27 protein-coding genes and 1 other RNA gene are annotated in these 25,574 nt (G+C 54.3%); 10 read left to right on the forward strand and 18 right to left on the reverse strand.

Annotated elements, in window-relative coordinates; translation table 11 throughout:
• Nucleotides 1-204 precede the first annotated feature (204 nt).
• From acpS to lepA, 7 genes are all read right to left on the reverse strand, one after another.
• Nucleotides 205-585: a holo-ACP synthase gene (gene acpS / locus OCH02_RS15330; protein WP_017893718.1), complete on the reverse strand. Its 381-nt coding sequence runs from the start codon at nt 583-585 to the stop codon at nt 205-207.
• Nucleotides 585-1,316, reverse strand: coding sequence for a pyridoxine 5'-phosphate synthase (gene pdxJ, locus OCH02_RS15335; protein ID WP_261431966.1), 732 nt, complete (start codon nt 1,314-1,316; stop codon nt 585-587). The genes acpS and pdxJ overlap by 1 nt, the downstream gene beginning before the upstream one ends.
• Nucleotides 1,317-1,387: 71 nt before the next feature.
• Entirely contained in the window at nt 1,388-2,119 is a 732-nt protein-coding gene (gene recO, locus OCH02_RS15340) for a DNA repair protein RecO (protein WP_012146373.1), read from the reverse strand.
• Between the two features lie 8 nt (nt 2,120-2,127).
• The gene (gene era / locus OCH02_RS15345) at nt 2,128-3,036 is read right to left on the reverse strand and encodes a GTPase Era (RefSeq protein ID WP_112348586.1); all 909 of its coding nucleotides are present in this window, start codon (nt 3,034-3,036) and stop codon (nt 2,128-2,130) included.
• Nucleotides 3,033-3,713, reverse strand: a complete 681-nt coding sequence (gene rnc / locus OCH02_RS15350) for a ribonuclease III (protein ID WP_012146375.1) — start codon at nt 3,711-3,713, stop codon at nt 3,033-3,035. The genes era and rnc overlap by 4 nt, the downstream gene beginning before the upstream one ends.
• Before the next feature lie 307 nt (nt 3,714-4,020).
• Entirely contained in the window at nt 4,021-4,998 is a 978-nt protein-coding gene (gene lepB, locus OCH02_RS15355; protein ID WP_261093229.1) for a signal peptidase I, read from the reverse strand.
• A gap of 36 nt (nt 4,999-5,034) precedes the next feature.
• Complete coding sequence (gene lepA / locus OCH02_RS15360; protein ID WP_012146377.1) at nt 5,035-6,831, reverse strand: translation elongation factor 4; 1,797 nt, start codon at nt 6,829-6,831, stop codon at nt 5,035-5,037.
• Nucleotides 6,832-7,373: 542 nt separating this feature from the next.
• Here lepA and OCH02_RS15365 point away from each other — a divergent pair.
• The gene (locus OCH02_RS15365) at nt 7,374-8,213 is read left to right on the forward strand and encodes a hypothetical protein (protein ID WP_261431968.1); all 840 of its coding nucleotides are present in this window, start codon (nt 7,374-7,376) and stop codon (nt 8,211-8,213) included.
• Here the strand turns inward: OCH02_RS15365 and rseC are convergent.
• From rseC to rpoE, 4 genes are read right to left on the reverse strand one after another with little or no spacing between them, the layout of a single operon-like run.
• Nucleotides 8,210-8,686, reverse strand: a complete 477-nt coding sequence (rseC, locus tag OCH02_RS15370) for a SoxR-reducing system protein RseC (protein ID WP_041418661.1) — start codon at nt 8,684-8,686, stop codon at nt 8,210-8,212. The genes OCH02_RS15365 and rseC overlap by 4 nt on opposite strands.
• Nucleotides 8,683-9,642 (reverse strand): sigma-E factor regulatory protein RseB, encoded by a 960-nt coding sequence (gene rseB, locus OCH02_RS15375; protein WP_017893725.1) that lies wholly within the window; start codon nt 9,640-9,642, stop codon nt 8,683-8,685. Before rseB ends, rseC begins: the two co-directional genes overlap by 4 nt.
• Nucleotides 9,642-10,295 carry an anti-sigma-E factor RseA gene (gene rseA, locus OCH02_RS15380; RefSeq protein WP_012146381.1) on the reverse strand — a complete coding sequence of 218 codons (654 nt, stop codon included), beginning with the start codon at nt 10,293-10,295 and terminating at the stop codon, nt 9,642-9,644. The genes rseB and rseA overlap by 1 nt, the downstream gene beginning before the upstream one ends.
• 30 nt (nt 10,296-10,325) lie before the next feature.
• Complete coding sequence (gene rpoE, locus OCH02_RS15385; RefSeq protein WP_012146382.1) at nt 10,326-10,901, reverse strand: RNA polymerase sigma factor RpoE; 576 nt, start codon at nt 10,899-10,901, stop codon at nt 10,326-10,328.
• A 213-nt stretch (nt 10,902-11,114) separates the two neighbouring features.
• Between rpoE and nadB the strand changes: the two genes are divergently transcribed.
• Nucleotides 11,115-12,716: an L-aspartate oxidase gene (gene nadB / locus OCH02_RS15390; RefSeq protein ID WP_261431969.1), complete on the forward strand. Its 1,602-nt coding sequence runs from the start codon at nt 11,115-11,117 to the stop codon at nt 12,714-12,716.
• A gap of 39 nt (nt 12,717-12,755) precedes the next feature.
• Here the strand turns inward: nadB and trmN are convergent, their stop codons facing one another.
• On the reverse strand, nt 12,756-13,538 hold the full coding sequence (gene trmN / locus OCH02_RS15395) for a tRNA(1)(Val) (adenine(37)-N(6))-methyltransferase TrmN (protein WP_261431971.1): 783 nt from the start codon (nt 13,536-13,538) through the stop codon (nt 12,756-12,758).
• Between the two features lie 99 nt (nt 13,539-13,637).
• On the opposite strand from trmN, the gene srmB reads away from it, so the two are divergent.
• Nucleotides 13,638-14,963, forward strand: a complete 1,326-nt coding sequence (gene srmB / locus OCH02_RS15400; protein ID WP_153859338.1) for an ATP-dependent RNA helicase SrmB — start codon at nt 13,638-13,640, stop codon at nt 14,961-14,963.
• 59 nt (nt 14,964-15,022) lie between these two features.
• Here the strand turns inward: srmB and OCH02_RS15405 are convergent, their stop codons facing one another.
• The 3 genes from OCH02_RS15405 to grcA all read right to left on the reverse strand — a co-directional run bounded on the left by OCH02_RS15405 (nt 15,023) and on the right by grcA (nt 17,303).
• Complete coding sequence (locus tag OCH02_RS15405) at nt 15,023-15,778, reverse strand: ankyrin repeat domain-containing protein (protein ID WP_261431972.1); 756 nt, start codon at nt 15,776-15,778, stop codon at nt 15,023-15,025.
• A complete protein-coding gene (locus tag OCH02_RS15410; protein WP_261431974.1) occupies nt 15,771-16,733 on the reverse strand; it encodes a phospholipase in 963 nt (320 codons plus the stop codon). Before OCH02_RS15410 ends, OCH02_RS15405 begins: the two co-directional genes overlap by 8 nt.
• Nucleotides 16,734-16,919: 186 nt before the next feature.
• Nucleotides 16,920-17,303, reverse strand: coding sequence for an autonomous glycyl radical cofactor GrcA (gene grcA / locus OCH02_RS15415; protein WP_012146388.1), 384 nt, complete (start codon nt 17,301-17,303; stop codon nt 16,920-16,922).
• A 346-nt stretch (nt 17,304-17,649) separates the two neighbouring features.
• Between grcA and ung the strand changes: the two genes are divergently transcribed.
• Complete coding sequence (ung, locus tag OCH02_RS15420) at nt 17,650-18,333, forward strand: uracil-DNA glycosylase (protein WP_012146389.1); 684 nt, start codon at nt 17,650-17,652, stop codon at nt 18,331-18,333.
• Nucleotides 18,334-18,383: 50 nt separating this feature from the next.
• Here ung and grpE read toward each other — a convergent pair whose 3' ends face one another.
• A complete protein-coding gene (gene grpE, locus OCH02_RS15425) occupies nt 18,384-18,956 on the reverse strand; it encodes a nucleotide exchange factor GrpE (RefSeq protein ID WP_017893731.1) in 573 nt (190 codons plus the stop codon).
• Nucleotides 18,957-19,080: 124 nt separating this feature from the next.
• Here grpE and nadK point away from each other — a divergent pair, with 124 nt between their 5' ends.
• From nadK to bamE, 3 genes are all read left to right on the forward strand, one after another.
• On the forward strand, nt 19,081-19,959 hold the full coding sequence (nadK, locus tag OCH02_RS15430; RefSeq protein ID WP_261431976.1) for an NAD(+) kinase: 879 nt from the start codon (nt 19,081-19,083) through the stop codon (nt 19,957-19,959).
• A gap of 86 nt (nt 19,960-20,045) precedes the next feature.
• Complete coding sequence (gene recN / locus OCH02_RS15435; RefSeq protein ID WP_261431977.1) at nt 20,046-21,707, forward strand: DNA repair protein RecN; 1,662 nt, start codon at nt 20,046-20,048, stop codon at nt 21,705-21,707.
• A 238-nt stretch (nt 21,708-21,945) separates the two neighbouring features.
• Nucleotides 21,946-22,284, forward strand: a complete 339-nt coding sequence (gene bamE / locus OCH02_RS15440) for an outer membrane protein assembly factor BamE (RefSeq protein ID WP_012146393.1) — start codon at nt 21,946-21,948, stop codon at nt 22,282-22,284.
• Nucleotides 22,285-22,398: 114 nt separating this feature from the next.
• Here bamE and OCH02_RS15445 read toward each other — a convergent pair whose 3' ends face one another.
• Entirely contained in the window at nt 22,399-22,683 is a 285-nt protein-coding gene (locus tag OCH02_RS15445; RefSeq protein ID WP_153859333.1) for an RnfH family protein, read from the reverse strand.
• Nucleotides 22,676-23,110: a type II toxin-antitoxin system RatA family toxin gene (locus OCH02_RS15450; RefSeq protein ID WP_012146395.1), complete on the reverse strand. Its 435-nt coding sequence runs from the start codon at nt 23,108-23,110 to the stop codon at nt 22,676-22,678. The genes OCH02_RS15445 and OCH02_RS15450 overlap by 8 nt, the downstream gene beginning before the upstream one ends.
• Nucleotides 23,111-23,271: 161 nt before the next feature.
• Between OCH02_RS15450 and smpB the strand changes: the two genes are divergently transcribed.
• From smpB to OCH02_RS15465, 3 genes are all read left to right on the forward strand, one after another.
• Nucleotides 23,272-23,754 (forward strand): SsrA-binding protein SmpB, encoded by a 483-nt coding sequence (smpB, locus tag OCH02_RS15455; protein ID WP_085118380.1) that lies wholly within the window; start codon nt 23,272-23,274, stop codon nt 23,752-23,754.
• A 49-nt stretch (nt 23,755-23,803) separates the two neighbouring features.
• Nucleotides 23,804-24,184: a transfer-messenger RNA gene (gene ssrA, locus OCH02_RS15460) on the forward strand.
• 192 nt (nt 24,185-24,376) lie between these two features.
• Complete coding sequence (locus OCH02_RS15465; protein WP_261431978.1) at nt 24,377-25,570, forward strand: integrase domain-containing protein; 1,194 nt, start codon at nt 24,377-24,379, stop codon at nt 25,568-25,570.
• Nucleotides 25,571-25,574: the final 4 nt, after the last annotated feature.

Here is a 25,574-nt window from a genome sequence, read left to right on the forward strand (position 1 = left end):
GATCAACAAGGGCGCCGACAGGCGCCCTCAGACTACTGACAAAACCCGTTATTAGGGAGAGCGTGCCGAAGGGGTCGTAGCGGCTTGCCCGCCGGAGCGCCCCTCGGTGCGCTAGGCCCGGGTATCTCGGATTAGAAGACCACTTTGTCATCAAACCCAAGGGCGCCTACAGGCGCCCTTGGGTTTTGTAGCCGGATAAACCCATTACCCTTCGATAATCACCGTGGCACAGGCATAGCGGCGTTCATCCGCCAGCGAAACATGAATCGAGGTCACCCCCATTTCCTGTGCCAGTTCGGCGGCGCGAGCATGCAGGCGGATATTCGGCTTGCCGAGACCATCGTTGAACACTTCAAACTGATTAAACGCCAGCCCGTTGCGGATACCGGTGCCAAACGCCTTGGCGACGGCTTCTTTCACCGCAAACCGCTTGGCCAGAAAGCGTACCGGCTGCTGATGCTGCTGATACAGCTCCCATTCAGCCTCGCTCAGCACGCGGCGCGCCAGACGATCGCCACTGCGCTCAACGACCGCTTCGATGCGCGCCATTTCGACAATGTCGGTACCCAGCCCCAGCACCGCCATTAGCGACGCGCTTCGCGCATCAGTAACTTCATGTCTGTCACTGCGGTAGGTAACCCACACATCACTGCCTGGCCGATAATGGCATGACCGATATTCAGCTCATGCATTTCCGGTAGGGCCGCGATCGGCTGAACGTTATGGTAAGTCAGGCCGTGGCCGGCGTTGACCTTCAGGCCTTTCTCTGCGGCATAGGTCGCGGCAACAGCAATGCGGTGCAGCTCGGCTTTCACCGCCAGTTCGCCTTCGGCTTCCGCGTAGGCACCGGTATGAATTTCGATATAAGGAGCGCCCACTGCAACCGCCGCATCGATCTGACGATGGTCCGGATCGATAAACAGCGAAACCAGAATGCCAGCCTTCGCCAGACGCTCAACCGCGATGGCCATCTTGTCTTGCTGCCCGGCGACGTCCAGTCCGCCTTCGGTGGTTACTTCTTCACGTTTTTCCGGTACCAGGCAACAAAAGTGCGGCTTCAGCTCAATGGCGATATCCAGCATTTCATCGGTCACGGCCATTTCCAGATTCATGCGCGTCTGGATGGTCTGGCGCAAAATGCGAACGTCGCGATCGGTGATATGACGGCGGTCCTCACGCAGGTGTACGGTGATCCCGTCGGCCCCTGCCTGCTCGGCAATAAATGCCGCCTGAACCGGATCCGGATATTGGGTTCCGCGCGCGTTACGTAACGTGGCGATGTGATCGATATTGACGCCCAACAGCAAATCAGCCATGACAACCCTCTAAAAACGATTTTCAGTGGCCGTAGTTTACACCCGGGGACAGTGCTGCAAAAGGGAAAAGGTCAGGCGTCATCGACCGGTGGATCCGGCTGTTTACGGACAAACTGACGAAACAATTCTCGGCTCTTCAGTGGTTTGCCCCCCAGGTAGGGTTTGAGCGCCATGCGGGTGAAACGTTTGGCGGCGCGCAAGGTTTGCACATCCGGAAACTGTCGCTCTGCCAACGCACGCAGCTCACGGCCGGTGAAGCTGTAATGGTCCACCACCAGGCTGGCGATAAAGCCTTTTTCCTCGCGGTAACGATAGGTCATGCCGTCGTCCACCGGCAGACCACTACCGGCACAGTGCAGGAAATCCAGGCCGTAGCCCAGGTGATTGAGCAAAGCCAATTCGAACTGACGTAGCGCCTGCTCCGGCGAAACATCTTCTGCCGCCAGCGCCTGCAAACATTGCAGATAATCGAAGAATAATACCGAATAATTGGCTTCTTGCTCCAGTACCCGTGACAGCAGTTCATTCACGTATAGGCCGCTGTAGAGCATCATGCCGCTAAGGGGTAAGCCGAGAGAGACCGCTTCGGCGCTACGCAGCGTTTTGACTTCGCCACGACCGCCCCAGCGTACCAGCAGAGGAGTAAAGGGTTGCAAGCAACCCTTTAAATTGGAACGGCGGCTGCGCGCGCCTTTTGCCAACAAACGCACCCGCCCATGACCTTCGGTAAACATATCCAGCATCAGGCTGGTTTCACTGTACGGTCGCCCATGCAGGACGAAAGCGCGCTCCCAGCCGTCCATTGGAGGGTTTATTTCAGGTCGTCGGTATAGCCCAGGCTACGCAACGCACGTTCGTCGTCCGCCCAGCCCGATTTCACTTTCACCCACAGTTCCAGATGCACTTTGGTTTCAAACATCTGTTCCATATCCTGGCGGGCTTCGATACCGATGGTTTTGATCTTGGCACCTTTGTTGCCGATGACCATTTTCTTTTGGCCTTCGCGCTCAACCAGGATCAGCCCGTGGACGTTGTAACCGCCACGTTCATTCGGTACAAATTGTTCGATCTCAACCGTCACGGAGTAAGGCAGTTCTTCACCCAGGAAACGCATCAGCTTTTCACGGATAATTTCCGATGCCATAAAGCGCTGGGAACGGTCGGTGATGTAATCGTCCGGGAAGTGGTGTTCCGCTTCCGGCAGTACCTTGCGCGCGATAGCCGCGATGGTATCCACGTTCATCCCTTTTTCGGCAGAAATCGGCACTACGTCGAGGAAGTTCATCTGCTGGCTGAGGAACGCAATGTGCGGCAACAGCTTGGATTTGTCGGTGACGTTGTCGACCTTGTTGATCGCCAGCAGCACCGGGGATTTCAGACTACGCAGCTTGTTGACCACCATTTCATCGTCGGCGGTCCAGTTGGTCCCTTCCACAACGAAGATCACCAGCTCGACGTCGCCGATTGAGCTGCTGGCCGCGCGGTTCATCAAACGGTTGATGGCGCGTTTTTCTTCGATATGCAGACCCGGGGTGTCGACGTAGATGGCCTGATAGGCGCCATCGGTGTCGATACCCATAATGCGGTGACGGGTCGTCTGTGGTTTACGCGAGGTGATGGAGACTTTTTGCCCCAGCAGTTGGTTCAACAACGTGGACTTGCCCACGTTGGGGCGACCGACTATCGCAATAAAACCACAGTATTGTTTCTCTTCGCTCATTCAAGCTCCAGCTTTATTAACGCCTGTTCCGCTGCCGCTTGTTCGGCTTTACGGCGGCTTGAGCCGGTTCCCACTACGGGTTCGCTCAAACCACTCACCTGACAGTGGATAGTAAATTCCTGATCGTGCGCCTCACCGCGAACCTGCACCACCAGATAAGAAGGTAACGGCAGATGACGCCCCTGCAAAAACTCCTGCAAACGGGTTTTTGGGTCTTTCTGCTTATCACCGGGGCTGATTTCGTCCAACCGGCTGCGATACCAGTCCAAAATCAGTCGTTCAACAGTTTGGATGTCGCTATCCAGGAACACGCCGCCAATCAAGGCTTCCACCGTATCCGCCAGGATTGATTCGCGGCGGAATCCACCACTTTTCAACTCACCCGGGCCAAGACGCAGACATTCGCCCAGATCAAACTCACGCCCCATCTCTGCCAGCGTATTACCGCGCACCAGCGTGGCGCGCATACGGCTCATATCGCCCTCGTCTACGCGAGGAAAACGCTGGAACAGCGCATTGGCAATGACAAAACTGAGAATGGAGTCACCCAGAAACTCAAGACGTTCATTGTGTTTACTGCTGGCGCTACGGTGAGTTAACGCTTGCAGTAAGAGCTCCTGCTGTTGAAAAGTGTAGCCCAGCTTCCGCTGTAGCCTATTTATTACGATGGGGTTCATGAGTTACCAATAGATCAAGAATGCGTCAAAAACTTGCAGCATACGGAACAGGCCTGCTTTGCCGAAAGCCAATCCAAAGCTGTTTCGTTTGCAGTGGCCCCCAACAGGGAGCCAACTTTTTATCGCTCGAGCCGGTATTCTACAACGAGTGGAAATATAATGCTGCGTTAATATACCCGTCGCCTTTCGAACTATAGCGTTGTTACCTGCACTCGCTCCCCCCAGTTACTTACTTGTGTAAGCGCCTGGGGATGAGCGAGCTGGTCGCCTAGCTACAGCTTGAAATTCATAGGGTAGAAACACTGGATTAATGAATTCCACCGATGCGGCTAAATCTTACGCCGGTAGGCCATTCGCCTTCCTGCTTTTCAAAACTCATCCAGATAGCCGTGGCCTTACCTACCAGATTTTTCTCCGGTACGAAGCCCCAATAGCGGCTGTCGGCGCTGTTGTCGCGGTTGTCACCCATCATGAAGTAATGACCCGCCGGCACAACCCACTCCGCCAACTGTTTACCCGGCTGCTGATAGTAAGCGCCTACCTGATCCTGCGTGCCCGGCACGGTCAGAATATGGTGAGAAACATTACCCAGCGTTTCCTGACGTTCACGCAGGCGGATGCCGCCCTGCGGCACGTTCTCACTCAGCGGGATCTGGTAGAAACCATTGCTGGCCTCACCCATGCCGCTGCGGCTGAACAGCTGCACAAAGTCACTTGGCTGCGCATCGTTATAAGTCACTGCCAATGCGGTGTCGCATGACTGACCGCTATTACACGAAGGCTGAACGGTCACGCGCTTATTGATCGGATCATAACTCACACGGTCGCCAGGCAGGCCAACCACGCGCTTGATATAATCGAGTTTCGGATCCAGCGGATATTTAAATACCGCAATATCACCGCGTTTTGGATGACCGGTTTCAATTAGCGTGGTCTGGGTAATAGGATCTTTAATGCCGTAGGCATATTTTTCCACCAGAATAAAATCGCCAATCAACAACGTCGGCATCATGGAACCGGACGGGATCTGGAAAGGTTCGTAAATAAACGAACGCACCACAAAGACCAGCAGCAATACCGGGAAAACCGATGCGCCGGTTTCAATCCAACCCGGTTGTTTCGCCACTTTTGCCAGCGTTTTATCGTCTACGGCGCCCGCAGTCTGTGCATTCACCGCCGCAATCTTCGCTCGGCGGGCCGGCGCCCATCTAAAGCGCTCAAAGGCCCAGATGATCCCGGTCACCAAGGTGGCCAGTGCCAGGATCAGGGCAAACATATTCGCCATGCAAACTCCCTAGTTTCGCGACGTTATCGCTGTTACTTACTTGTCCTTGCCAACGTGCAGAATGGCCAGGAACGCTTCTTGTGGCAACTCGACGTTACCCACCTGCTTCATGCGTTTCTTACCGTCTTTCTGCTTCTGCAGCAGCTTCTTCTTACGGCTGACGTCACCGCCGTAGCATTTAGCCAAAACGTTTTTACGCAGCTGTTTCACCGTCGCACGCGCGATGATATGAGTACCGATAGCGGCCTGGATGGCAATATCGAACTGCTGGCGTGGGATCAGCTCTTTCATCTTCTCTACCAGCTCACGGCCACGGTACTGCGAATTGTCGCGGTGAGTGATCAGCGCCAGCGCATCCACGCGCTCGTTGTTGATCAACACGTCGACGCGCACCATGTCAGAGGTCTGGAAGCGTTTGAAGTTGTAATCCAGCGACGCGTAACCGCGCGAGGTAGATTTCAGACGGTCGAAGAAGTCGAGTACCACTTCCGCCATAGGAATTTCGTAAGTCAGCGCAACCTGGTTACCGTGGTAAACCATGTTGGTCTGCACACCGCGTTTCTCGATGCACAGAGTGATCACGTTACCCAGGAATTCCTGCGGCATCAGCATGTGACATTCAGCGATCGGTTCACGCAGTTCTTCGATGTTATTCAGTGGCGGCAACTTGGAAGGGCTATCAACGTAGATAGTCTCTTTGCTGGTGGTTTCCACTTCATACACTACCGTTGGTGCGGTGGTGATCAGTTCCAGATCGTATTCACGCTCCAGACGTTCCTGAATGATCTCCATGTGCAACAGGCCGAGGAAGCCACAGCGGAAGCCGAAGCCCAGCGCGGTGGAGCTCTCTGGCTCGTAGAACAGAGAAGCGTCGTTCAGGCTCAGCTTGCCCAGCGCATCGCGGAAGGATTCATAGTCGTCGGAGCTGATCGGGAACAGGCCCGCGTAAACCTGCGGCTTCACTTTTTTGAAGCCTGGCAAGGCTTTGTCCGCCGGTTGGCGAGCCAGTGTCAGGGTATCGCCCACCGGTGCGCCAAGGATGTCTTTAATTGCACAGACCAACCAGCCCACTTCACCACAGTTCAACACGTCGCGATCAACACGTTTCGGGGTGAAGATACCCAGACGATCGGCATTATAAGTTTGGCCGGTGCTCATGACCTTGATCTTGTCGCCCTTGCGCATGGTGCCATTCTTGACGCGCACCAGGGAAACTACGCCCAGGTAGTTATCGAACCAGGAGTCGATGATCAATGCCTGCAGTGGCGCTTCCGGATCGCCTGCCGGCCCCGGAATATCACGCACCAGGCGTTCGAGCACTTCGGGTACGCCAACGCCGGTTTTGGCCGAGCAACGCACCGCATCGGTAGCGTCGATGCCAACGATGTCTTCAATTTCCTGCGCGGCACGATCGGGATCGGCAGCCGGCAAGTCAATTTTGTTCAGTACCGGCACCACTTCCAGATTCATATCCAGCGCGGTATAGCAGTTGGCCAGCGTCTGGGCTTCTACGCCCTGCCCGGCATCGACCACCAGCAGTGCGCCTTCACAGGCGGCCAGTGAACGGGAAACTTCGTAGGAGAAGTCAACGTGTCCAGGCGTGTCGATAAAGTTGAGCTGGTAGGTTTGGCCATCTTGCGCCTTATAATCCAGCGTCACGCTCTGCGCTTTAATGGTAATGCCACGCTCGCGCTCAAGATCCATAGAATCGAGCACCTGCGCGGCCATTTCACGTTCGGTCAAGCCACCGCAAATTTGGATAATACGGTCGGACAGCGTCGACTTACCGTGGTCAATGTGGGCAATAATGGAGAAATTTCGTATATGCTTCATTATAAAAGTTTTTCTGCCTTGGTATTTCTGAATTACTCGCCTATAGAAACCCGCATGGACCTAAAGCGACAGTGAATGGGTTCGGCCGTCTTGCGCCTGAATCGCAGCATTCTACATGCCACAACACTGAAAACCTAGCGATCGGTGCAGTGAAGGCATTCTATTATGTACACTTTAATGTTACAGAGCGCCCCGGGTTATGAAAGCGGATGTTAACAAAGCCCGACGTGGTCAATAGGCTAAGTTATAACAATCTTTCCCTCCCATCTTGCCTCGCCAGCCGCTGACAGGATTAGGCATTAATACATAACCGCCAATAACGCAATAAACCCTCTCCTAATTCTGGATAAAATAATATTCGGATCAACATCTTAGAATTGCACTTTGCTCCCCGGGCTTTAGGAAAAACCCGATGTACGCTCGCCGGCTGCTCCTATAGAAATGAGGGTGAACACCGCGATAAAACATAATTCAGGGCACTACATCGGCATGCCCACCGGGGTTCACCAGCATATCTCTGCGTGTTGATTGGAAGGTGCATAATGATCGATAAAGGGCAAATGCTGAGCCGGCACGATTTTTCAAAGGTCAATTGGGGCATTCTCGCAGCGGCAGCGCTGCTGTTAACTCTCGGTGCGGCACTGCTGTTACTGCCGCTGCTGAGCAACATGGATGAAAATGAGGTACTGACCTTACTGCAAACCGGCGCAGCGACTATTGTACTCGGCTGTATCCTGCTGGCACTGCGCCATTACCTGCGGCCAGCATTGACCTATCGCCTGTACGAACATGGTGTTCGGGTGATTAACCCGCATAGCCATAAAGAACGATTCATCCCCTTTGAAAAAATTGGTGATATTTATCGTTTTCGCGGCGGTCGTTTGTTTGGGGGAGTCTTAGATGTAATGGCATTTCGCGCGTCAGCCGATCAACCCTGGTGTCCGGTGTTCAGCAATGTTTCCCACTCCTTGCGGCTGGCAGATACCATTATCGCTCAGCAGATCCAACAGCGTGGACCACAGGCGTTGAATGCACTGTATCAGGGGGAAATATTATCGTTTCACTATCTCAGTTGCGGCGCTCGCTGGCTGAGTCAATTGCTGCCTGGCCATCGGAAAGGACAATCAGCCCAAACGTTGAGCCTGAGCTCAACGGCACTGATCACCGCTCAGGGGTCTATCCCGATTGAGCAGATCCGCGAACTGGAAAACAATCCGCAGCGCGGCACCATTCGCCTGTTGGATAATCAGGGCAATGCGTTATTTACTATCGGCTATTTTTCGCTGCTCAGCGCCGATCTGTTTATCGCGCTGCTGGAGCATATGATCTACACCCGCATCACCGCCTACCATAACCCGGCGATGACGCGGCAGCAGTTTTAATGCAGAGGCTGGTTTTCCGTTTGCAGGCGCATGGCACCAGGCGGTAAACCAATTTGCAGAACGATCGGTTGGTAATTTGCCTGTTCACCGAGGCGATGTGCCAGACTGCGCGCCAGCATAAAGGCCGCGACACCGCCGAGCAGTGCGCCAAGCGCGGCAGAAGCATCGGTACCCAGCCAGTATTGCAACAGGCTGCCCCCCAGCATCATGCCCAGTAGCGGTGTCAGATAAACCAGCATTGCTGAGCGCAGCAGGCTGCCTTCCGCAATGCCCACCTCAACCCGCTGACCCGGCTCAAGCGGCTGCTCGATATGCACCTGCAACTGGTGTTCGGTTTCCGGCACCAGTTCATTCAACGCCCGCGCGCCACAGCCAGAACGGGCAGTACAACTGCCACATCCGGCTTTCGGCTCACAGCGCAGCAGCGCCACGCCCTGTTGCCACGAAACGACCGTGGCCCACTCTTTCATCATTGTGGTGACACCTTGAAGGAAATGCTGTCAGCGATACGCTTGGCCGTTGCCGGCGGCAGTTCGCCCACGATAGTGATCTCATTTCCGTTGCGGACTTCGGTTTGGATAGTACGACGCCCCTGGCGATAATATTGCTGGCCGGCACCGCTGCCCGCTGGGCTGACGTTGACCGAGAAACTGAACAAGCCGTCGCTGTAGAGCCGCGACTCAACAGGTTCGGTCACATTCGGCAATTTGCGGCGGTTACGTGCGACTTCATCGACGCCAGCCGGTAACCAGCCCGTACTCCAGCTCAGCTTGATTTTATCTACCGCCGGAAGCGACAGCAAGGGGGGCAAATTAGCCTTGATCAACCCCTGCATCGCGCCTTGTACTTGCGACCCGACGACAAACGAAATCACCCGGTATTGCTCAAGCGTTTCGCCATCGCGGTCGATCAAATCCACCCGCAGTGGCAGCTTGGTGGCTTCATCCATCCAGACAATATAGCTATAGCGTGAACCATCGCGAGCAACCACGCGGATCACTTCGCATGGCCGATCGGAAATACGGGTGCTGCCGACGGAGATGAAATCGTAATACTTCGCCAGACGGTCAAAATCAGCATAAACAATGGCCGGCAACGCATCGACGATGTGATCGCCGGACAGCGTAAAGGGTTCCAGGCCGGGTTCGAAGTAGCTAATTCCGCCGCCCCGTTGCAACACTTCACGGCGCGGGCCGTCCATATGCAGTAATTGGCCGAGCGGCTGCTGGTCAATCACCGCATGACGATAGCGCAGCGATTCGATCCCCTGCTTGCTGATGCTGATATAGGCGAGTTCATAATTGAGCGAACGGCTGGCACTGCTCATCTGTTGTAACAACGCCCCGGACGCAGAGGGCTGCGCCGGGGCGATGTTTGAGTAGAGCAGGCTGCCCGTCAATAGACAGACGGAGAACCAAATTTGCTTCATTACTGCTGTTGCATTCCTAAAGACTGAGTTCCGGGTACCTGAACGGCAGCCTGTTGTGGGGTGCTTTGCTCAAGCTGCAGCTGATCAGAATGCAAACGACGTTGCAACTCATAATCTTGCAGCATAGCGTTAATGCGTTTGCGTTGTTCCTGCACCTGCTGCTGTTGACCGCTGCCAGTGGAGAAACTGTCTGCCGGCACGCCAAGGCTGACCGGTGACGCCTGCCCCATGATCGGCAGGGTATTAAACGCCGGCGATTCAGCAGCGCCAGATTGTGCAGCCGGTTGATTGTATTGCTGTACGCCTACAATCACCGCCAGCGACACGCAGGCCGCCATACCAATCTGTGTGATCTGGCTGGCCCAAGGGCGGACTTTGTGCCAGAACGGCATTTTCTGCCAGGTGTGAGGTTGCGGCTGAGATTCCGGAACTGCAGAAGGAACCAGACGTGCAGGTTCTTTCTCAAGTGCAGCAGCAACACGATCTGCGATATCGAGATGCATGACTTGTCCGATATCACCCCGTAGTGTGTCACGTATCAGGTGATAGCTCTGCCAGCTTTGTTGAAGCGCCCTGTCTTTAGACAACGAACTCAGCAGCTCGCTGTCGAGCGATTCCCCATCCATCAGAGCGGAAAGCTTTTCTTTCTGCATGCCTAAGTACCCTTCCTGTGTCCGCCATTGCTAACGTTGAATCAGCGGTTGAACTTTATTATCGATAGCCTCCCTGGCGCGGAAAATACGCGAGCGTACGGTTCCTACCGGGCAATCCATGATGGCAGCTATCTCTTCGTAGCTTAGACCATCCAGCTCCCGCAGGGTAATCGCCATGCGAAGATCCTCAGGGAGAGACTCAATGGTACGGAAAACTATCTGTCTCAGTTCTTCTGACAACATTAAGTTCTCAGGGTTCGAAATTTCTTTCAGTGCACCCGCACTTTCGTAATTTTCGGCATCGTTGGCATCCACATCGCTGGATGGCGGACGACGACCCTGAGCCACCAAATAATTTTTTGCCGTATTCACAGCAATTCGATACAACCAGGTATAGAAAGCGCTATCCCCACGGAATGATTCCAGTGCGCGATAGGCTTTAATAAACGACTCCTGTACCACATCAGGCACATCGCCCTGCGGTACATAACGGGAAACGAGACTCGCCACTTTATGCTGGTAACGAATCACCAGTAAGTTAAACGATTTCTGATCGCCCTTTTGGACCCGCTCAACCAGAACTTGATCCGTTAACTGCTCGCTCATCCGAGGTAAACTCTCCCCAAATCCGTCTCCACGCGTAAAATTGTACTGCCAGCCATACATTATTTTCCTGAGCAAGCACTCGCTTGGAGTTCATACAGAACACGAAGTTCCGTATTGCCATTGTTTTTTATGTTGATGTCACCCATCCGTGGCTTTTGCCCGGACAATTAGGCTAACATGAATTTCACTCTTCTTCTGCACACATCATACGCTATGCAACCATCATCTGAACATGTTAGCGATGTACTGATCGTCGGTAGTGGTGCTGCCGGCCTGTCACTGGCGCTGCGCCTGGCGCAGCATTGCAAGGTTACCGTACTCAGCAAAGGGCCGCTCAACGAAGGCGCCACATTTTATGCCCAAGGCGGGATCGCCGCGGTTTTCGATGAAACGGACAGCATTGCCTCACACGTAGATGACACTTTGATTGCCGGAGCCGGCCTGTGCGATAAAGACGCCGTTGAGTTTATCGCCGGCAATGCGCGCCACTGCGTGCAATGGTTGATCGATCAGGGGGTATTGTTCGACACCGAGGTTAACGCTCAGGGCGAAGCCCATTACCACCTGACCCGGGAAGGGGGGCACAGCCACCGCCGTATCCTGCATGCCGCTGATGCTACAGGTAAAGAAGTAGAGACTACCCTGGTGGGGAAAGCAAGTAACCACCCGAATATTTGCGTGATGGAACGCCGTAATGCGGTCGATCTGATCACCTCGAACAAAATCGGCCTTCCGGGTACTCGCCGCGTGGTTGGCGCCTATGTGTGGAACCGCGAGCTGGAGCAGGTAGAAACCTACCGCGCCAAAACAGTGGTACTGGCTACCGGCGGTGCAGCCAAGGTGTATCAATACACCACCAACCCGGATATTTCATCCGGCGACGGTATCGCTATGGCCTGGCGCGCAGGTTGCCGGGTCGCCAATCTGGAGTTCAATCAGTTCCACCCGACGTGCCTGTTCCATCCGCAGGCGCGTAACTTCCTGCTGACCGAAGCGTTGCGCGGTGAAGGTGCCTATCTGAAGCGCCCGGACGGCAGCCGCTTTATGCCCGATTTTGACCCTCGCGGCGAACTGGCACCGCGGGACGTAGTCGCGCGGGCCATCGACCACGAAATGAAACGTCTGGGTGCGGACTGCATGTATCTGGACATCAGCCATAAACCAGCTGAATTCATTACCCAGCATTTCCCGATGATCCATGAAAAACTGCTGACGCTGGGCTTTGACCTCACCCGCCAGCCGATCCCTATCGTCCCTGCCGCGCACTATACCTGCGGCGGCGTGATGGTCGATCAGCATGGTTGTACCGACCTTGACGGGCTGTATGCCATCGGCGAAGTCAGCTATACCGGCCTGCACGGTGCTAACCGCATGGCATCCAACTCACTGCTGGAATGTCTGGTCTACGGTTGGTCTGCGGCGGAAGATATCATGATGCGTCTGCCGTTTATCACGCTGGCGAAACAGCTACCGCAGTGGGATGAAAGCCGGGTTGACGACGCCGACGAACGAGTGGTGATCCAACATAACTGGCATGAATTGCGATTGTTTATGTGGGACTACGTAGGGATCGTCCGCACCACCAAACGGCTGGAGCGAGCGCTGCGCCGCATCAATACCTTGCAGGCAGAAATCGACGAGTACTACGCCAACTTCCGCATCTCCAACAACCTGCTGGAACTGCGCAATCTGGTGCAGGTGGCGGAGCTTATCGTCCGCAGCGCCATGGAACGCAAGGAAAGCCGTGGGTTGCACTATACGCTGGACTATCCGGATCTGCTGCCGGAAGCGCTGCCGACCATTCTGCAGCCCTAATAATACCGTCAGGGCGCCTGACCATGGCGCCCTTTTATCTCAGTAAAACAAATAGAAATCGGTAATCAGACGGCGAAATTCATCGGTGTAACTGCCATCGGCCAACTTAATCGCCAGCTTCTGTTCGGTTGTCTCTTCCGCAGGCTGACGCGTCAGGGCTAACAATACCCGGTGCAACGGCGTATCGGCGCGATCGCTGACATTTAGCCGCTGCGCAGTATGCCAGCCACGGCGCTGTGCATTAGTTTCGAACGCTTCACCAATGTCATGCGGCAGCACTACGCAAAAGGTCCCCTGCGGGGCGATTAACTGTTCCGCACTAGCCAGCAGGGCATCGTGGGTCAGGGTTTCGGTATAACGTGCGTTGTGACGCGCCTGGTCACGACAGGCGACCGCAGGCTCGAAATACGGTGGGTTGCTGACGATCAGGTCATATTGACCGGCATGATGCTGGGCAAAATGGTGAATATCCTGCGCATGCACCTGAATGCGCGGCGACCAAGGGGATTCCAGTACGTTGTCATGCGCCTGTGCAGCGGCGGCCTCATCCAGCTCTACAGCATCAATCTGCACGTTCTCGGCTGTACGCTGCGCCAGCATCAGCGCGATCAATCCGCTGCCGCTGCCGATATCCAGCACCCGTTGTGGCTGTGCCAGGGGAGCCCATGCACCGAGCAACACGCCGTCGGTACCCACTTTCATTGCACAGCGATCGTGAGCAACAAAAAATTGCTTAAAGGTAAAACCGCCGCGACGCGGAGTAAAATTCGCTTTCGATTGAGTGCTCACAATAACCACCTGAATACAAAACTGGCGTAGCATAAGGCAATCTGATTTTTGGGAAAAGAGATGCTTTCCGCTTAAATAGGTGAAGAACGCGGCCAACCCGTCTATAATCGGCGCCCCAAGTAGAGGTAGACCATGACAGTAACCAATTTTTCCGAGCTCGAACTCGATGAACGCCTGATAAACGCCCTGCGTGATAAAGGCTACGAACGCCCAACCGCCATTCAAGCCGAGGCGATCCCGCCTGCGATGGATGGGCGCGACGTATTGGGTTCGGCGCCGACCGGCACCGGCAAGACCGCTGCATTTTTGCTGCCGGTATTGCAACATCTGCTCGACTTCCCACGCAAGAAGTCCGGCCCACCGCGCGTACTGATCCTGACCCCGACACGCGAGCTGGCGATGCAGGTAGCCGATCAGGCACGTGAACTGGCTGCTCATACTTCGCTGGATATCGCTACCATCACCGGTGGCGTCGCCTATATGAACCACGCGGAAGTCTTCAGCGAAAACCAGGACGTGGTTGTTGCCACGACCGGTCGTCTGCTGCAGTACATTAAAGAAGAAAACTTCGACTGCCGCGCGGTAGAAACGCTGATCCTCGATGAAGCCGACCGCATGCTCGACATGGGCTTCGCGCAGGACATCGAAACCATTTCCGCCGAAACCCGCTGGCGTAACCAGACCCTGCTGTTCTCCGCGACGCTGGAAGGCGATGCCATCCGCGAATTCGCCGAACGCATTCTGAAAGAGCCGGTAGAAGTCGAAGCTGACCCGTCACGCCGTGAGCGCAAAAAGATCCTGCAGTGGTACTACCGCGCCGACGACGTGGTGCATAAAACCGCCCTGTTGGTGCATTTGCTGCAACAACCGGACGTGCAGAAATCCGTGATCTTCGTGCGTAAGCGTGAGCGCGTGCATGAGCTGGCAGCCTGGCTGCGCGAGGCGGGCATCAACACCTGTTACCTCGAAGGCGAAATGGTGCAGGCCAAGCGTAACGAAGCGGTAAAACGCATGATGGATGGCCGCGTCAACGTGCTGGTCGCCACCGACGTTGCTGCCCGTGGCCTGGATATCCTGGATATCACCCACGTGTTCAACTTCGACATGCCGCGCACGGCGGATACCTACCTGCACCGCATCGGCCGTACCGGTCGTGCCGGGCGTAAAGGCACCGCGATCTCGCTGGTTGAGGCACACGACCACCTGCTGTTAGGCAAAGTGGGCCGTTACCTGAACGAGCCGCTGAAAGCGCGGGTGATCGAAGAACTGCGTCCGTCAACCAAAGTGCCGAGCGAAAAAAGCAACGGCAAGCCTTCCAAGAAGGTGATTGCCAAACGCGCAGCCGACAAAGAAAAGAACAAAGAAAAAGCCAAGGTGAAAGTACGTCATCGCGATGCGAAAAACGTGGGTAAACGTCGCCAGCCAAAGGCCAAACCTGAGAGCAACGGCGCGAAGTAATGCTGCCGTAGTGAATAAAAACCGCCTCCATTAACCTGAAGGCGGTTTTTTATTCCCGCTTACTGCTGCGCATAATGCGTTGCCTGCTGATGGGCTTTCAGCCAGGCATTGAGTTGTCGATACCCCTCGCGCATGTCTTCACTCTGCAACGACGTTGGCGTTTGTGAGAAATAGAACTGAAAGGCCATCCCCTGCTGATTGCGGGCCTTGGCATCCGCCCCTGCCTGCAACAGCATCAGCGCCAACTGTGGCGCGTTGGTTTTTGCCGCGACATGCAAAGGCGTATCGCCGAGCCGATCGCTCAACGTGACATCCGCCCCGGAGACCAACAGTAACCGCAGTTGCTCTTCCCGTCCGGCCAACACGGCAATCGCCAAGGGTGTGGCACCGGTTACCGCATTACGTGGATTAACCGCTACCCCCTGCTCCAGCAACAGCCGCAAATACTGCGGGTCCTGCACCGCCGCCGCGGTATGCAGCGCGCTGTTGCCATCCAGCCCCGGAATGGAAGCATCAGCCCCCAGCTCCAGCAGTAAGGCCAGACTTTGCGGTTGTTGCGCCAGTATTGCCCATTGCAGCAAAGTAACCTGACGGTCACCCTGCTCGCTCAGACGCCCCTGCGTGGCCTGTTCGGCAATACCCTGTATATCACCGCGCGCTACCGCCTGGGCCAGCGCCACATTGCCGCGCCCGTTGAAGGGAGAGTTTTCCTGATTCATCTGTTGCTCCTTAGCCATCATCAGCAAACCGGCGATCGCAACCAACGCCAGCATGGCGATCATTAACGTCTGCCGCACGCGCCGCCTGTCAGGCATTGGCCTTGATCTCCCATGGCTTTTGCTCCGCCATCGAACTGATGACCTTATCGATTCCGTGTGCAGTCAGGCTGCGATCCACATGTTTGCTCGGCCGCCAGTCATCGATACCGCTCAGAGTATCGTTATTGGCCAACGTGATTTTATGCCCGATAGCGTCCGGGATCAGCGAAGTGGATTCCTGAGTGCCAGTCAACATGTCGTATTGTTCGCTGTAACGGCGAATACCCCCTGCTTGCGCATCTTGTTTCGCCGCTGCCGGATCGATCCCCATACGGTTCAACGTGTAATCGGACACGCCTGCGGCGTTAAAAGTCACCGCCACCGTGCCGGTCGCCAGTGCCGCCGTTGCTGCCAGCCCACCGCCAAGCGAATGACCGGCAATCACCAATGCCTCGCCAAACGCCGCTTTGGCGCTTTTGGCAACCGCGACCGCCTGATTGTACTGCACATCATCATAGCCGGTCGCCTGACGCACATTGCTCAACCAGTCACGCATATCATTGGTGCCGGCAAAGGCCAAGACATACTGCTGATTATCGCTGTAGATCCCGGCCTGGAAACCCGATGCCGAGTCATGCAGGCTGGCGGGATCTATGCCTGCGCCGAGCAAGGCATTGTCGTTCAAGCGGGTGAAACCGCCAACGCCCTGACTGGCGGTGTTGTAAACGTCCTTGGCCAGTAACGCCAGCGTATAGTCCCCTTGCTGTGACTGTTGCCCACGCGTCACGCCCTGACTGGCAACCACCGGCGCAGCGGCCGACATATCGCTCACCAGCGTATTAAGCAGATTCTGGGCATTCAGACTGTTTGGGGAAAGCGTGGCCGCAGGGGCTCTAGCCGCTGGGGGCTCAATCGGCGGTGGCGAATTCAGGGGTTGCGGTACCGCACGGGCCACCGGGGGGTGAATGGCCGCAGGGCTGACCGCAGAGGTAAAACTCAAAGACATACTCATGCCGACTCCTTGTCGATAGACTTATCTATGCCGCACCCAAATGAGTGCTGCTGTAGCTATCGGCAGGTCGGAGCAGTTCTGTAATGCGAGCGATTATCTTTACGAGGAATGTGATCAGGATTCACTTTCTGGCGGGTACAGCAATGAAAAAGGGAGCCGAAGCTCCCTCATTAATCACGCGGACGATTACAGGCTTTCTGTAAAAGTACGTGTAATCACGTCACGTTGCTGTTCTGGCGTCAGCGAGTTGAAACGCACCGCATAACCGGACACGCGAATGGTTAATTGCGGATATTTTTCCGGATGCTTAACCGCATCTTCCAGCGTTTCGCGGCGCAGGACGTTCACGTTCAGGTGCTGCCCCCCTTCCACGCGCACGGTAGATTGCATTTCCAGCGGCACTTCACGGTACTCGATCTGGCCCAGTTCGCTGACCGGAACGACCTGATCTTCCGCATAGTTGGCTTTCGCACAAACACAGCGAGCTTCGGATTTTTCATCGTCCAGCAGCCAGAAAGAGTTCACCAGCGCCTGGTCGTTCGCTTTAGTGATTTGAATACCAGTAATCATGTTGTTGCCTCCGTACAAGGGCGAAAAATTCTACTTCGAGAAAAAACCCAATGTTGGTTTCGGCCATTTGGTAAAACCATTGTTGTCTTGTTGTTCTGTATACCAGTCTGACCGGGGCAATTCTTTGATTAAAATCAATTTCCACGGGGTACCCACACGCCTTAAAGGGGCAAGTTTATGTTTTATGTCAATTTTCCCCGCAGGACACCTCGCAATTATTTTTGTAAATTTTCAACATTATTTGCATGAACCGAAAAGACGCCAGGATAAAAGCGGGTTTCACTGAGTGACGCTAAACGGTAAGCTATGCCCAGTGAATTGTTAACGAAAACAAAGGAGAGCGTTTATGTCCACCTCCCTCACCTGGCATGATGTCATCGGCAAGGAGAAAGAGCAGCCCTATTTTCATGAAACGCTTGCCTTTGTTGCCGCTGAACGTCAGGCCGGTAAGACCATTTACCCACCGCAAAAAGACGTGTTCAACGCCTTTCGTTATACCGAACTGGCAGACGTGAAGGTGGTGATCCTCGGTCAGGATCCCTATCACGGCCCGAATCAGGCCCATGGCCTGTCTTTCTCTGTGTTGCCTGGCGTGCCAGCTCCCCCTTCGCTGGTGAATATGTATAAAGAGCTGGCGACGGATATCCCGGGTTTTGAACGCCCAAGCCACGGATGCCTGCAAAGCTGGGCGGAACAGGGCGTGCTGCTGCTGAACACGGTGCTGACGGTTGAAGGTGGCCAAGCGCATTCACACGCAAAGCTGGGCTGGGAAACCTTTACCGACAAGGTGATTGCCGCGCTGAATGAAAACCGCGAAGGCGTGGTGTTTCTGCTGTGGGGCGCACACGCCCAGAAGAAAGGCAATTTTATCGACAGCAACCGCCACCACGTGCTGAAAGCGCCGCACCCTTCACCGCTTTCCGCCCACCGGGGTTTCCTCGGCTGCCGCCACTTCTCGCAGGCCAACCAGCTGCTGGTGCAACAGGGGTTGCAACCTATCGACTGGCTGCCGCAACTGCCGCAGAGCTGATTCAGACGTAAAAAAGGCACCCGAGGGTGCCTTTTCTTTACTTAATTCGCTTAAGCCTTGGCTTTGGAAACCGCGACCATCGCCGGGCGCAGCAGACGGCCATTCAGCGTATAGCCTTTTTGCATCACCATCATTACGTGATTTGGCTGGTGATCGGCCGATTCCATCAGGCTCATCGCCTGGTGTACTTCCGGGTTGAACGGTACGTTAGTGTCGCCAACGATTTCGATACCGTATTTACGCACTACGTCCTGCAGGGACTTCAGCGTCAGCTCGATACCTTCGATCATCGCCGTCAGTTCCGGATTGTTTTTATCCGCCAGATCCAACGCACGCTCCAGGTTATCCAACACCGGCAGCAGGTCACCGGAGAATTTCTCCAGAGCAAACTTGTGCGCTTTTTCAATATCCAGCTCGGTGCGGCGGCGGACGTTTTCCATTTCCGCTTTGGCACGCAGCAGGCTGTCGCGTTCATGCTGCTGGGCTTCGGCCAGTTGAGCTTCCAGCTCAGCAATGCGCTCATCCCGCAGATCGACGCCCTCAGCCGCTTCCGGCAAGACTTCCTGCTGTTCCATTTCTTCCGAGACTTGCTCGTTTGGCGTCTTCTGTTCTTTACTACTCATGAATATCTCCGCGTTTTAGCATTAATCTCGCAACTTGGCTTATTATGGGGATCAAAACCGGGGTTTCAAGTCAACCGGTCACAATGTGGGGCATAAACTGGTCCCGGTGAGGAAAATCACAACAATGAATAAAAAATTCGCCTGTATTGGCATTGTTGGCCACCCGCGTCACCCTTCGGCGCTGGCAACGCATGAGATGTTATTTCACTGGCTGGTCGCCCGAGGCTATTCGGTGATGGTTGAACGGCAGATAGCCCAGGATTTGGGGCTGAAAGACGCCGTCACCGGTAGCCTGGCAGATATTGGCCAAAAGGCCGACCTGGCCGTAGTGGTCGGTGGCGACGGTAATATGCTGGGCGCAGCGCGCGTGCTGGCTCGTTACGATATTAAAGTTATCGGTGTTAACCGCGGAAATCTCGGTTTCCTGACCGATCTTGATCCCGACAACGCATTGCAGCAATTGGCCGACGTGCTGGAAGGCGAATATATCGATGAGCAGCGCTTCCTGCTGGAAACCATCGTACACAAGGAAAACCAGCAGTGCCGCATCAGCACCGCTATCAACGAAGTGGTGTTGCACCCTGGTAAAGTGGCGCACATGATTGAGTTCGAAGTGTATATCGACGATCGCTTCGCCTTCTCACAACGCTCTGACGGCCTGATCATCGCCACCCCGACCGGTTCGACCGCCTATTCGCTCTCTGCCGGCGGGCCGATCCTGACACCGTCGCTGGAAGCCATCGCGCTGGTGCCGATGTTCCCGCACACCCTTTCAGCCCGCCCGTTGGTGATCAACGGCAACAGCACTATCCGGCTGAAGTTTTCGCAGATTGGCAGCGATCTGGAAATCAGCTGCGACAGCCAAATAGCTTTGCCTATTCAGGAAGGTGAAGAGGTATTGATACGCCGTAGTGATTTTCATTTGAATCTTATTCATCCAAAGGACTACAGCTATTTCAATACGTTAAGCACCAAGCTGGGTTGGTCAAAAAAATTATTCTAAAAACTGCACCAGCCTCTTTACTGTATATAAAACCAGTCTATACTGTATGAAACTACAGTTATGTGTTTATACACAGGAAGGTTCCCATGCTGGCGCAATTGACCATCAGCAATTTTGCTATCGTTCGTGAGTTGGAAATTGATTTTCAACCGGGTATGACGGCGATTACCGGTGAAACCGGCGCCGGTAAATCGATCGCCATCGACGCGTTGGGGCTGTGCCTCGGTAATCGCGCCGATGGTAACGTCGTCCGGCTGGGAGCCGCCCGTGCCGATATCTGCGCCCGTTTCTCACTGGCGGACACCCCTTCTGCACGACAATGGCTTGAGCAGAACCAGCTGGACGACAGCAATGAGTGCCTGCTGCGCCGGGTGATCAACGCAGATGGCCGTTCCCGCGGCTTTATCAATGGCACCGCCGTACCGCTTTCGCAACTGCGCGAACTCGGCCAGCGGCTGATTCAAATCCATGGCCAGCATGCCCACCAGTTGTTGCTCAAGCCTGAACACCAAAAACAACTGCTCGACGCCTACGCCGACGAACCCGCCCTGCTGACGCAAATGCAACAGGCTTACCAGCGCTGGCACCAAAGCTGCCGCGAACTGGCACATCACCAGCAACAGTCCATCGAACGCGACGCACGCAAACAGCTGCTGCAATACCAATTGAAAGAGCTGAACGAGTTTGCGCCGCAGGCCGGTGAGTTTGAACAAATCGACAATGAATTCAAACGTCTGGCCAACAGCGGCCAGTTGCTGACCATCAGCCAGCAAACCCTGCAACTACTGGCCGATAACGAAGAAAGTAATATGCTGAGCCAGCTCTATACCGCCAAACACCTGCTGCTTGAGCTGGTGGGCATGGATGACAAGCTCAGTGGCCTGCTGGATATGCTGGAAGAGGCATCGATCCAAATTAGTGAAGCCAGCGATGAACTGCGCCACTACGCCGATCGTATGGATCTGGATCCAAATCGCCTGCAAGAACTCGAGCAGCGCCTGTCGCGGCAAATCAACCTGGCGCGTAAACATCACGTCGCGCCAGAAGAGCTGCCGCAATTGCACCAGCAAATGCTGGATGAACAACAGCTGCTGTCACAACAAGAAAATGACCACGAACACCTGACCGAGGCGGTCACGTTGCATCATCAGCAAGCGCTGTTGTTGGCAGAGCAACTGCATCAGAAACGCCAGCATTATGCCGCTGAGCTGACCACGTTGATTACCGACAGCATGCAGGCACTCTCCATGCCGCACGGTAAATTCAACATCGACGTGCGCTTCGAACCGCAATATTTGAGTGCTGAAGGCGCGACCCGCACCGAGTTCTGCGTTTCCACCAACCCGGGCCAACCGCTGCAGGCCTTGGCGAAAGTGGCCTCTGGCGGCGAACTGTCGCGCATCGCGCTGGCAATCCAGGTGATTACCGCCCGCAAGATGGAAACGCCGGCGCTGATTTTCGACGAAGTGGACGTTGGTATCAGCGGCCCAACCGCCGCCATTGTCGGTCGCCTGCTGCGCCAGTTGGGGGAATCTACCCAGGTTATGTGCGTCACTCACTTGCCGCAGGTAGCCGGTTGTGGTCATCAGCATCTGTTTGTCAGCAAACAGACCGACGGCACGGAAACCGAAACCCAGATGTCGCCACTGGATAAACGCGCTCGCTTGCAAGAATTGGCGCGCCTTTTGGGCGGCAGTGAAGTCACCCGAAATACCCTGGCAAACGCGAAAGAACTGCTTGCTGCATAGAAAAGCTCAACTTTTTCACTTTCCTGAGGTCTGACTTTGGCGCTGTTTACTCAATAGATTTCAAGCTGTAGCAAGGCGGCAACTCAGTGAATCCCCAGGAGCTTAGATAACTAAGTGACTGGGGTGAGAGTAGGAAGCCAACACAGCTACAACTTGAAAGATGAAGGGTATAAGGGTTTCCAACGGCTGCAAGGTCTATTATCATCGGCATCCTATGCCCTAAAGGAATGTGATTACTATGCGCTGTAAAACGCTGACTGCCGCCGCTGTGGTTCTTGTGATGCTGACTGCAGGCTGTTCTACTTTTGAGAAGGTGGTTTACCGGCCTGACATCAACCAAGGGAACTACCTGACGTCAACCGACGTAGCTAAAATTCAAAAAGGTATGACCCAGCAACAGGTCGCTTATACATTGGGCACCCCAATGCTGCAGGACCCGTTCGGTACTCAGACGTGGTTCTATGTGTTCCGTCAGCAACCTGGTCATGAAAATATCACCCAGCAAACCCTGACGCTGACCTTCAACAGCGCGGGTGTCTTGACCGATATTCAGAACAAGCCGGCGCTGACCAAGTAATCCGCGCAGGAACTATCGTCCGGCCCGTGAGGGACGCGTCAAGTTCTTCATGACAGTACCAGGCTGCAACTCGGAAGATAAAATTCTGATAAAAAATAAGGCGCTCTTAGCGCCTTATTTTTTTGCCTTCTCTGCCCGTTGACGGCGCAGCTCTTTGGGATCGGCAATCAATGGGCGATAAATTTCCACCCGGTCGCCATCGTTGAGCACATCTGCCAACTTGGCCGGTCGGCTATAGATGCCCACCTTGTTACTTTGCAGATCAATGTCACCACGCAGCTCCAGCAGCCCGGAGGCGACAATCGCCTGCTCAACGCTGCTGCCCTCCGCCAGAGTGACATTGCGCAGATACTGACGCTCCGGCAAGGCGTAAACCACCTCGACCCGTATCTCAGACACTGTAGACCTCTTTCGCCCGCTGGGTGAATGCCTGCACCATGTTACCTGCCAGCTCTTTAAACACCTTGCCGAACGCCAACTCGATCAGTTTGTTGGTAAATTCAAAATCAAGGTGCAGCTCAACCTTGCAGGCTTCCGGGCTGAGCGGCGTAAAGTGCCAGCCCCCCATCAAGGAGCGGAACGGACCATCAACCAGTTGCATATTGATGCTTTGGTTATCCAGCAGCGTGTTGCGCGTGGTAAAAGTTTTACTGATACCGGCTTTGGCAACATCTACTGCAGCGGTCATTTCATTGTTGGACGCGTTAATCACCCGGCTACCGGTACAACCTGGCAGAAAATCGGGATAAGAATGAACATCGTTAACCAACTGATACATCTGCTCGGCGCTGAATGGCACTAACGCAGATCGACTGATCTGGGGCATATCATTTCCTGTGAGACACAAAACATACAAATCATACCATTTATCTATCGGCAAACAAAAAATCTGCTATGCAACACAGAGGCCAAAAATGCGAAAAATTGCGCAGGTGCTGAGCGGGAAAGGATTTCTTTCGCTGACGCATCCAGTATAATGAACACACTATGACAAAGAAAAAAGCACACAAACCCGGCTCTGCCACCATTGCGCAAAACAAGCGTGCGCGTTTCGAATACGCCATTGAGGAAGAATTCGAAGCGGGCCTGTCTCTGCAAGGGTGGGAAGTCAAATCGCTGCGTGCCGGCAAAGCCAACATCAGTGATAGCTACGTGACCTTCCGCGATGGTGAAGCCTACCTGTTTGGTGCCACTGTCTCACCGCTCAACGTAGCTTCTACGCATGTGGTCTGCGATCCGACACGTACCCGTAAACTTCTGCTGAAAAAACGTGAGTTGGACTCACTCCTCGGCCGTGTAAACCGTGACGGTTACACCGTGGTTGCCTTGTCCATGTATTGGAAAAATGCCTGGGCCAAGATCAAAATCGGCGTAGCCAAAGGCAAGAAAGAACACGATAAGCGCGATGACATCAAAGATCGTGAATGGCAGACGGCGAAATCCCGTATCATGAAGCACGCCAACCGATAAGCCTCTGGCTTAACGGGTAAAACTTCTGTTATACTGCGCGACGTAACTTGGGGCTGATTCTGGATTCGACGGGATTGTGAGGCCTTAGGAGCATGCCGAGGGGCGGTTTGCCTCGTTAAAAGCCGCAAAAAAAATAATTGCAAACGACTCGCAATTCGAATCTGCTGCTTTAGCAGCTTAATCAGCCTAAGAAACTGAAGATTCCCTCTCTCCCTAGCCTCCGCTCTTAGGACGGGGATCAAGAGAGGTCAAACCCAAAAGAGATCGCGTGGATGTCCTGCCTGGGGCTGAAGCGTTAAACCCAATCAGGCTAGTTTGTTAGTGGCGTGTCCATCCGCAGCTGACCGGCGAATGTGAAGATTGGACTAAGCATGTAGTGCCGACGGTGTAGTAATTCCGGACGGGGGTTCAAATCCCCCCAGCTCCACCAAATGATGATCCGGGTATTACCAGATAAGTCCGGAGAAGTACGGAAAGCCCGCATCCCACCTAGGTTTGCGGGCTTTTTTGTGTCTGTGGTAGTCCGAGAGCATCCAGCTAAATCCGGGATTTATTGGTATACGTTTAGGTATACGTTAAAATGTATGCCATAAACGTATACCAATTATGGAAGAACCCTTGCATGGCGCGGACTACACGCCCCCTCACACATACCGAAGTACAAAAAGCCAAAGCCATAGAGAAAGACCTTACCCTGCATGATGGTGACGGCCTGTTCCTGTTAGTCAAAACCAGCGGCAAGAAATTATGGCGTTTCCGCTATCTCCGTCCCGGCACAAGTTCACGAACTATGGTTAGCCTTGGTGCCTACCCTGCCCTATCACTTGCTGATGCCCGGCAAATGCGTGCCGAAAAGCTCGCGATACTGGCGAGAGGCATTGATCCGCAGGCTAAAGAGGCAGAAGAAGCGGAACAGAAACAGGTAGCCCAAGAAAGCATTTTCCTGAACGTGGCAAAACAGTGGTTCGCGTTGAAACAGGCCAGCGTCAGTGTTAAGCATGCTGAAGACATCTGGCGTTCTCTTGAAAAAGACATACTGCCATCTATCGAGAATGTTCCGGTTCAAGACATCAAAGCGCGTTTGCTGATCCAAGTGCTGGAGCCTATCAAAGCCCGTGGTGCATTAGAGACAGTTCGCCGATTAGTGCAGCGTATTAACGAAATCATGATCTACGCCGTCAATACCGGGTTGATTGATGCTAACCCTGCCTCTGGTATTGGTAACGCATTCGAACGGCCTAAGAAACAACATATGCCGACCATACGGCCTGAAGAACTGCCTAAGCTGATGCGTACAATCTCGATGAGCAATCTATCAATCCCAACCCGCTGCTTGCTTGAATGGCAGTTGCTGACGCTGATTCGCCCAGCTGAAGCATCTGCAACAGCATGGGCCGAGATCGATATTGAGAAACGTGAGTGGCGTATCCCGGCAGAACGCATGAAGGCTAAGCGTGATCATATAGTTCCTCTTTCTGACCAAGCATTAGATATACTGGAAATTATGCAGCCTATCAGCGGCAGGCGTGAACATGTATTCCCTAGCCGTAATGACCCTCGTAAACCGATGAATAGCCAGACAGCGAATGCTGCGTTAAAACGTATCGGATATGGCGGTAAGCTTGTCGCCCATGGGCTACGTTCTATAGCAAGTACAACTCTTAACGAAAATGGATTTAATCCTGATGTTATTGAAGCAGCCCTTTCACATAGCGATAAAAACGAAGTCAGGCGTGCTTATAATCGCTCTATTTATCTATCGCAAAGAATCGATTTAATGATTTGGTGGGGCCAATTCGTGTCTCCCCACCAATAACTAT

This window comes from Serratia quinivorans (assembly GCF_946227985.1).
GTDB classification, from domain to species: Bacteria; Pseudomonadota; Gammaproteobacteria; order Enterobacterales; family Enterobacteriaceae; genus Serratia; species Serratia quinivorans_A.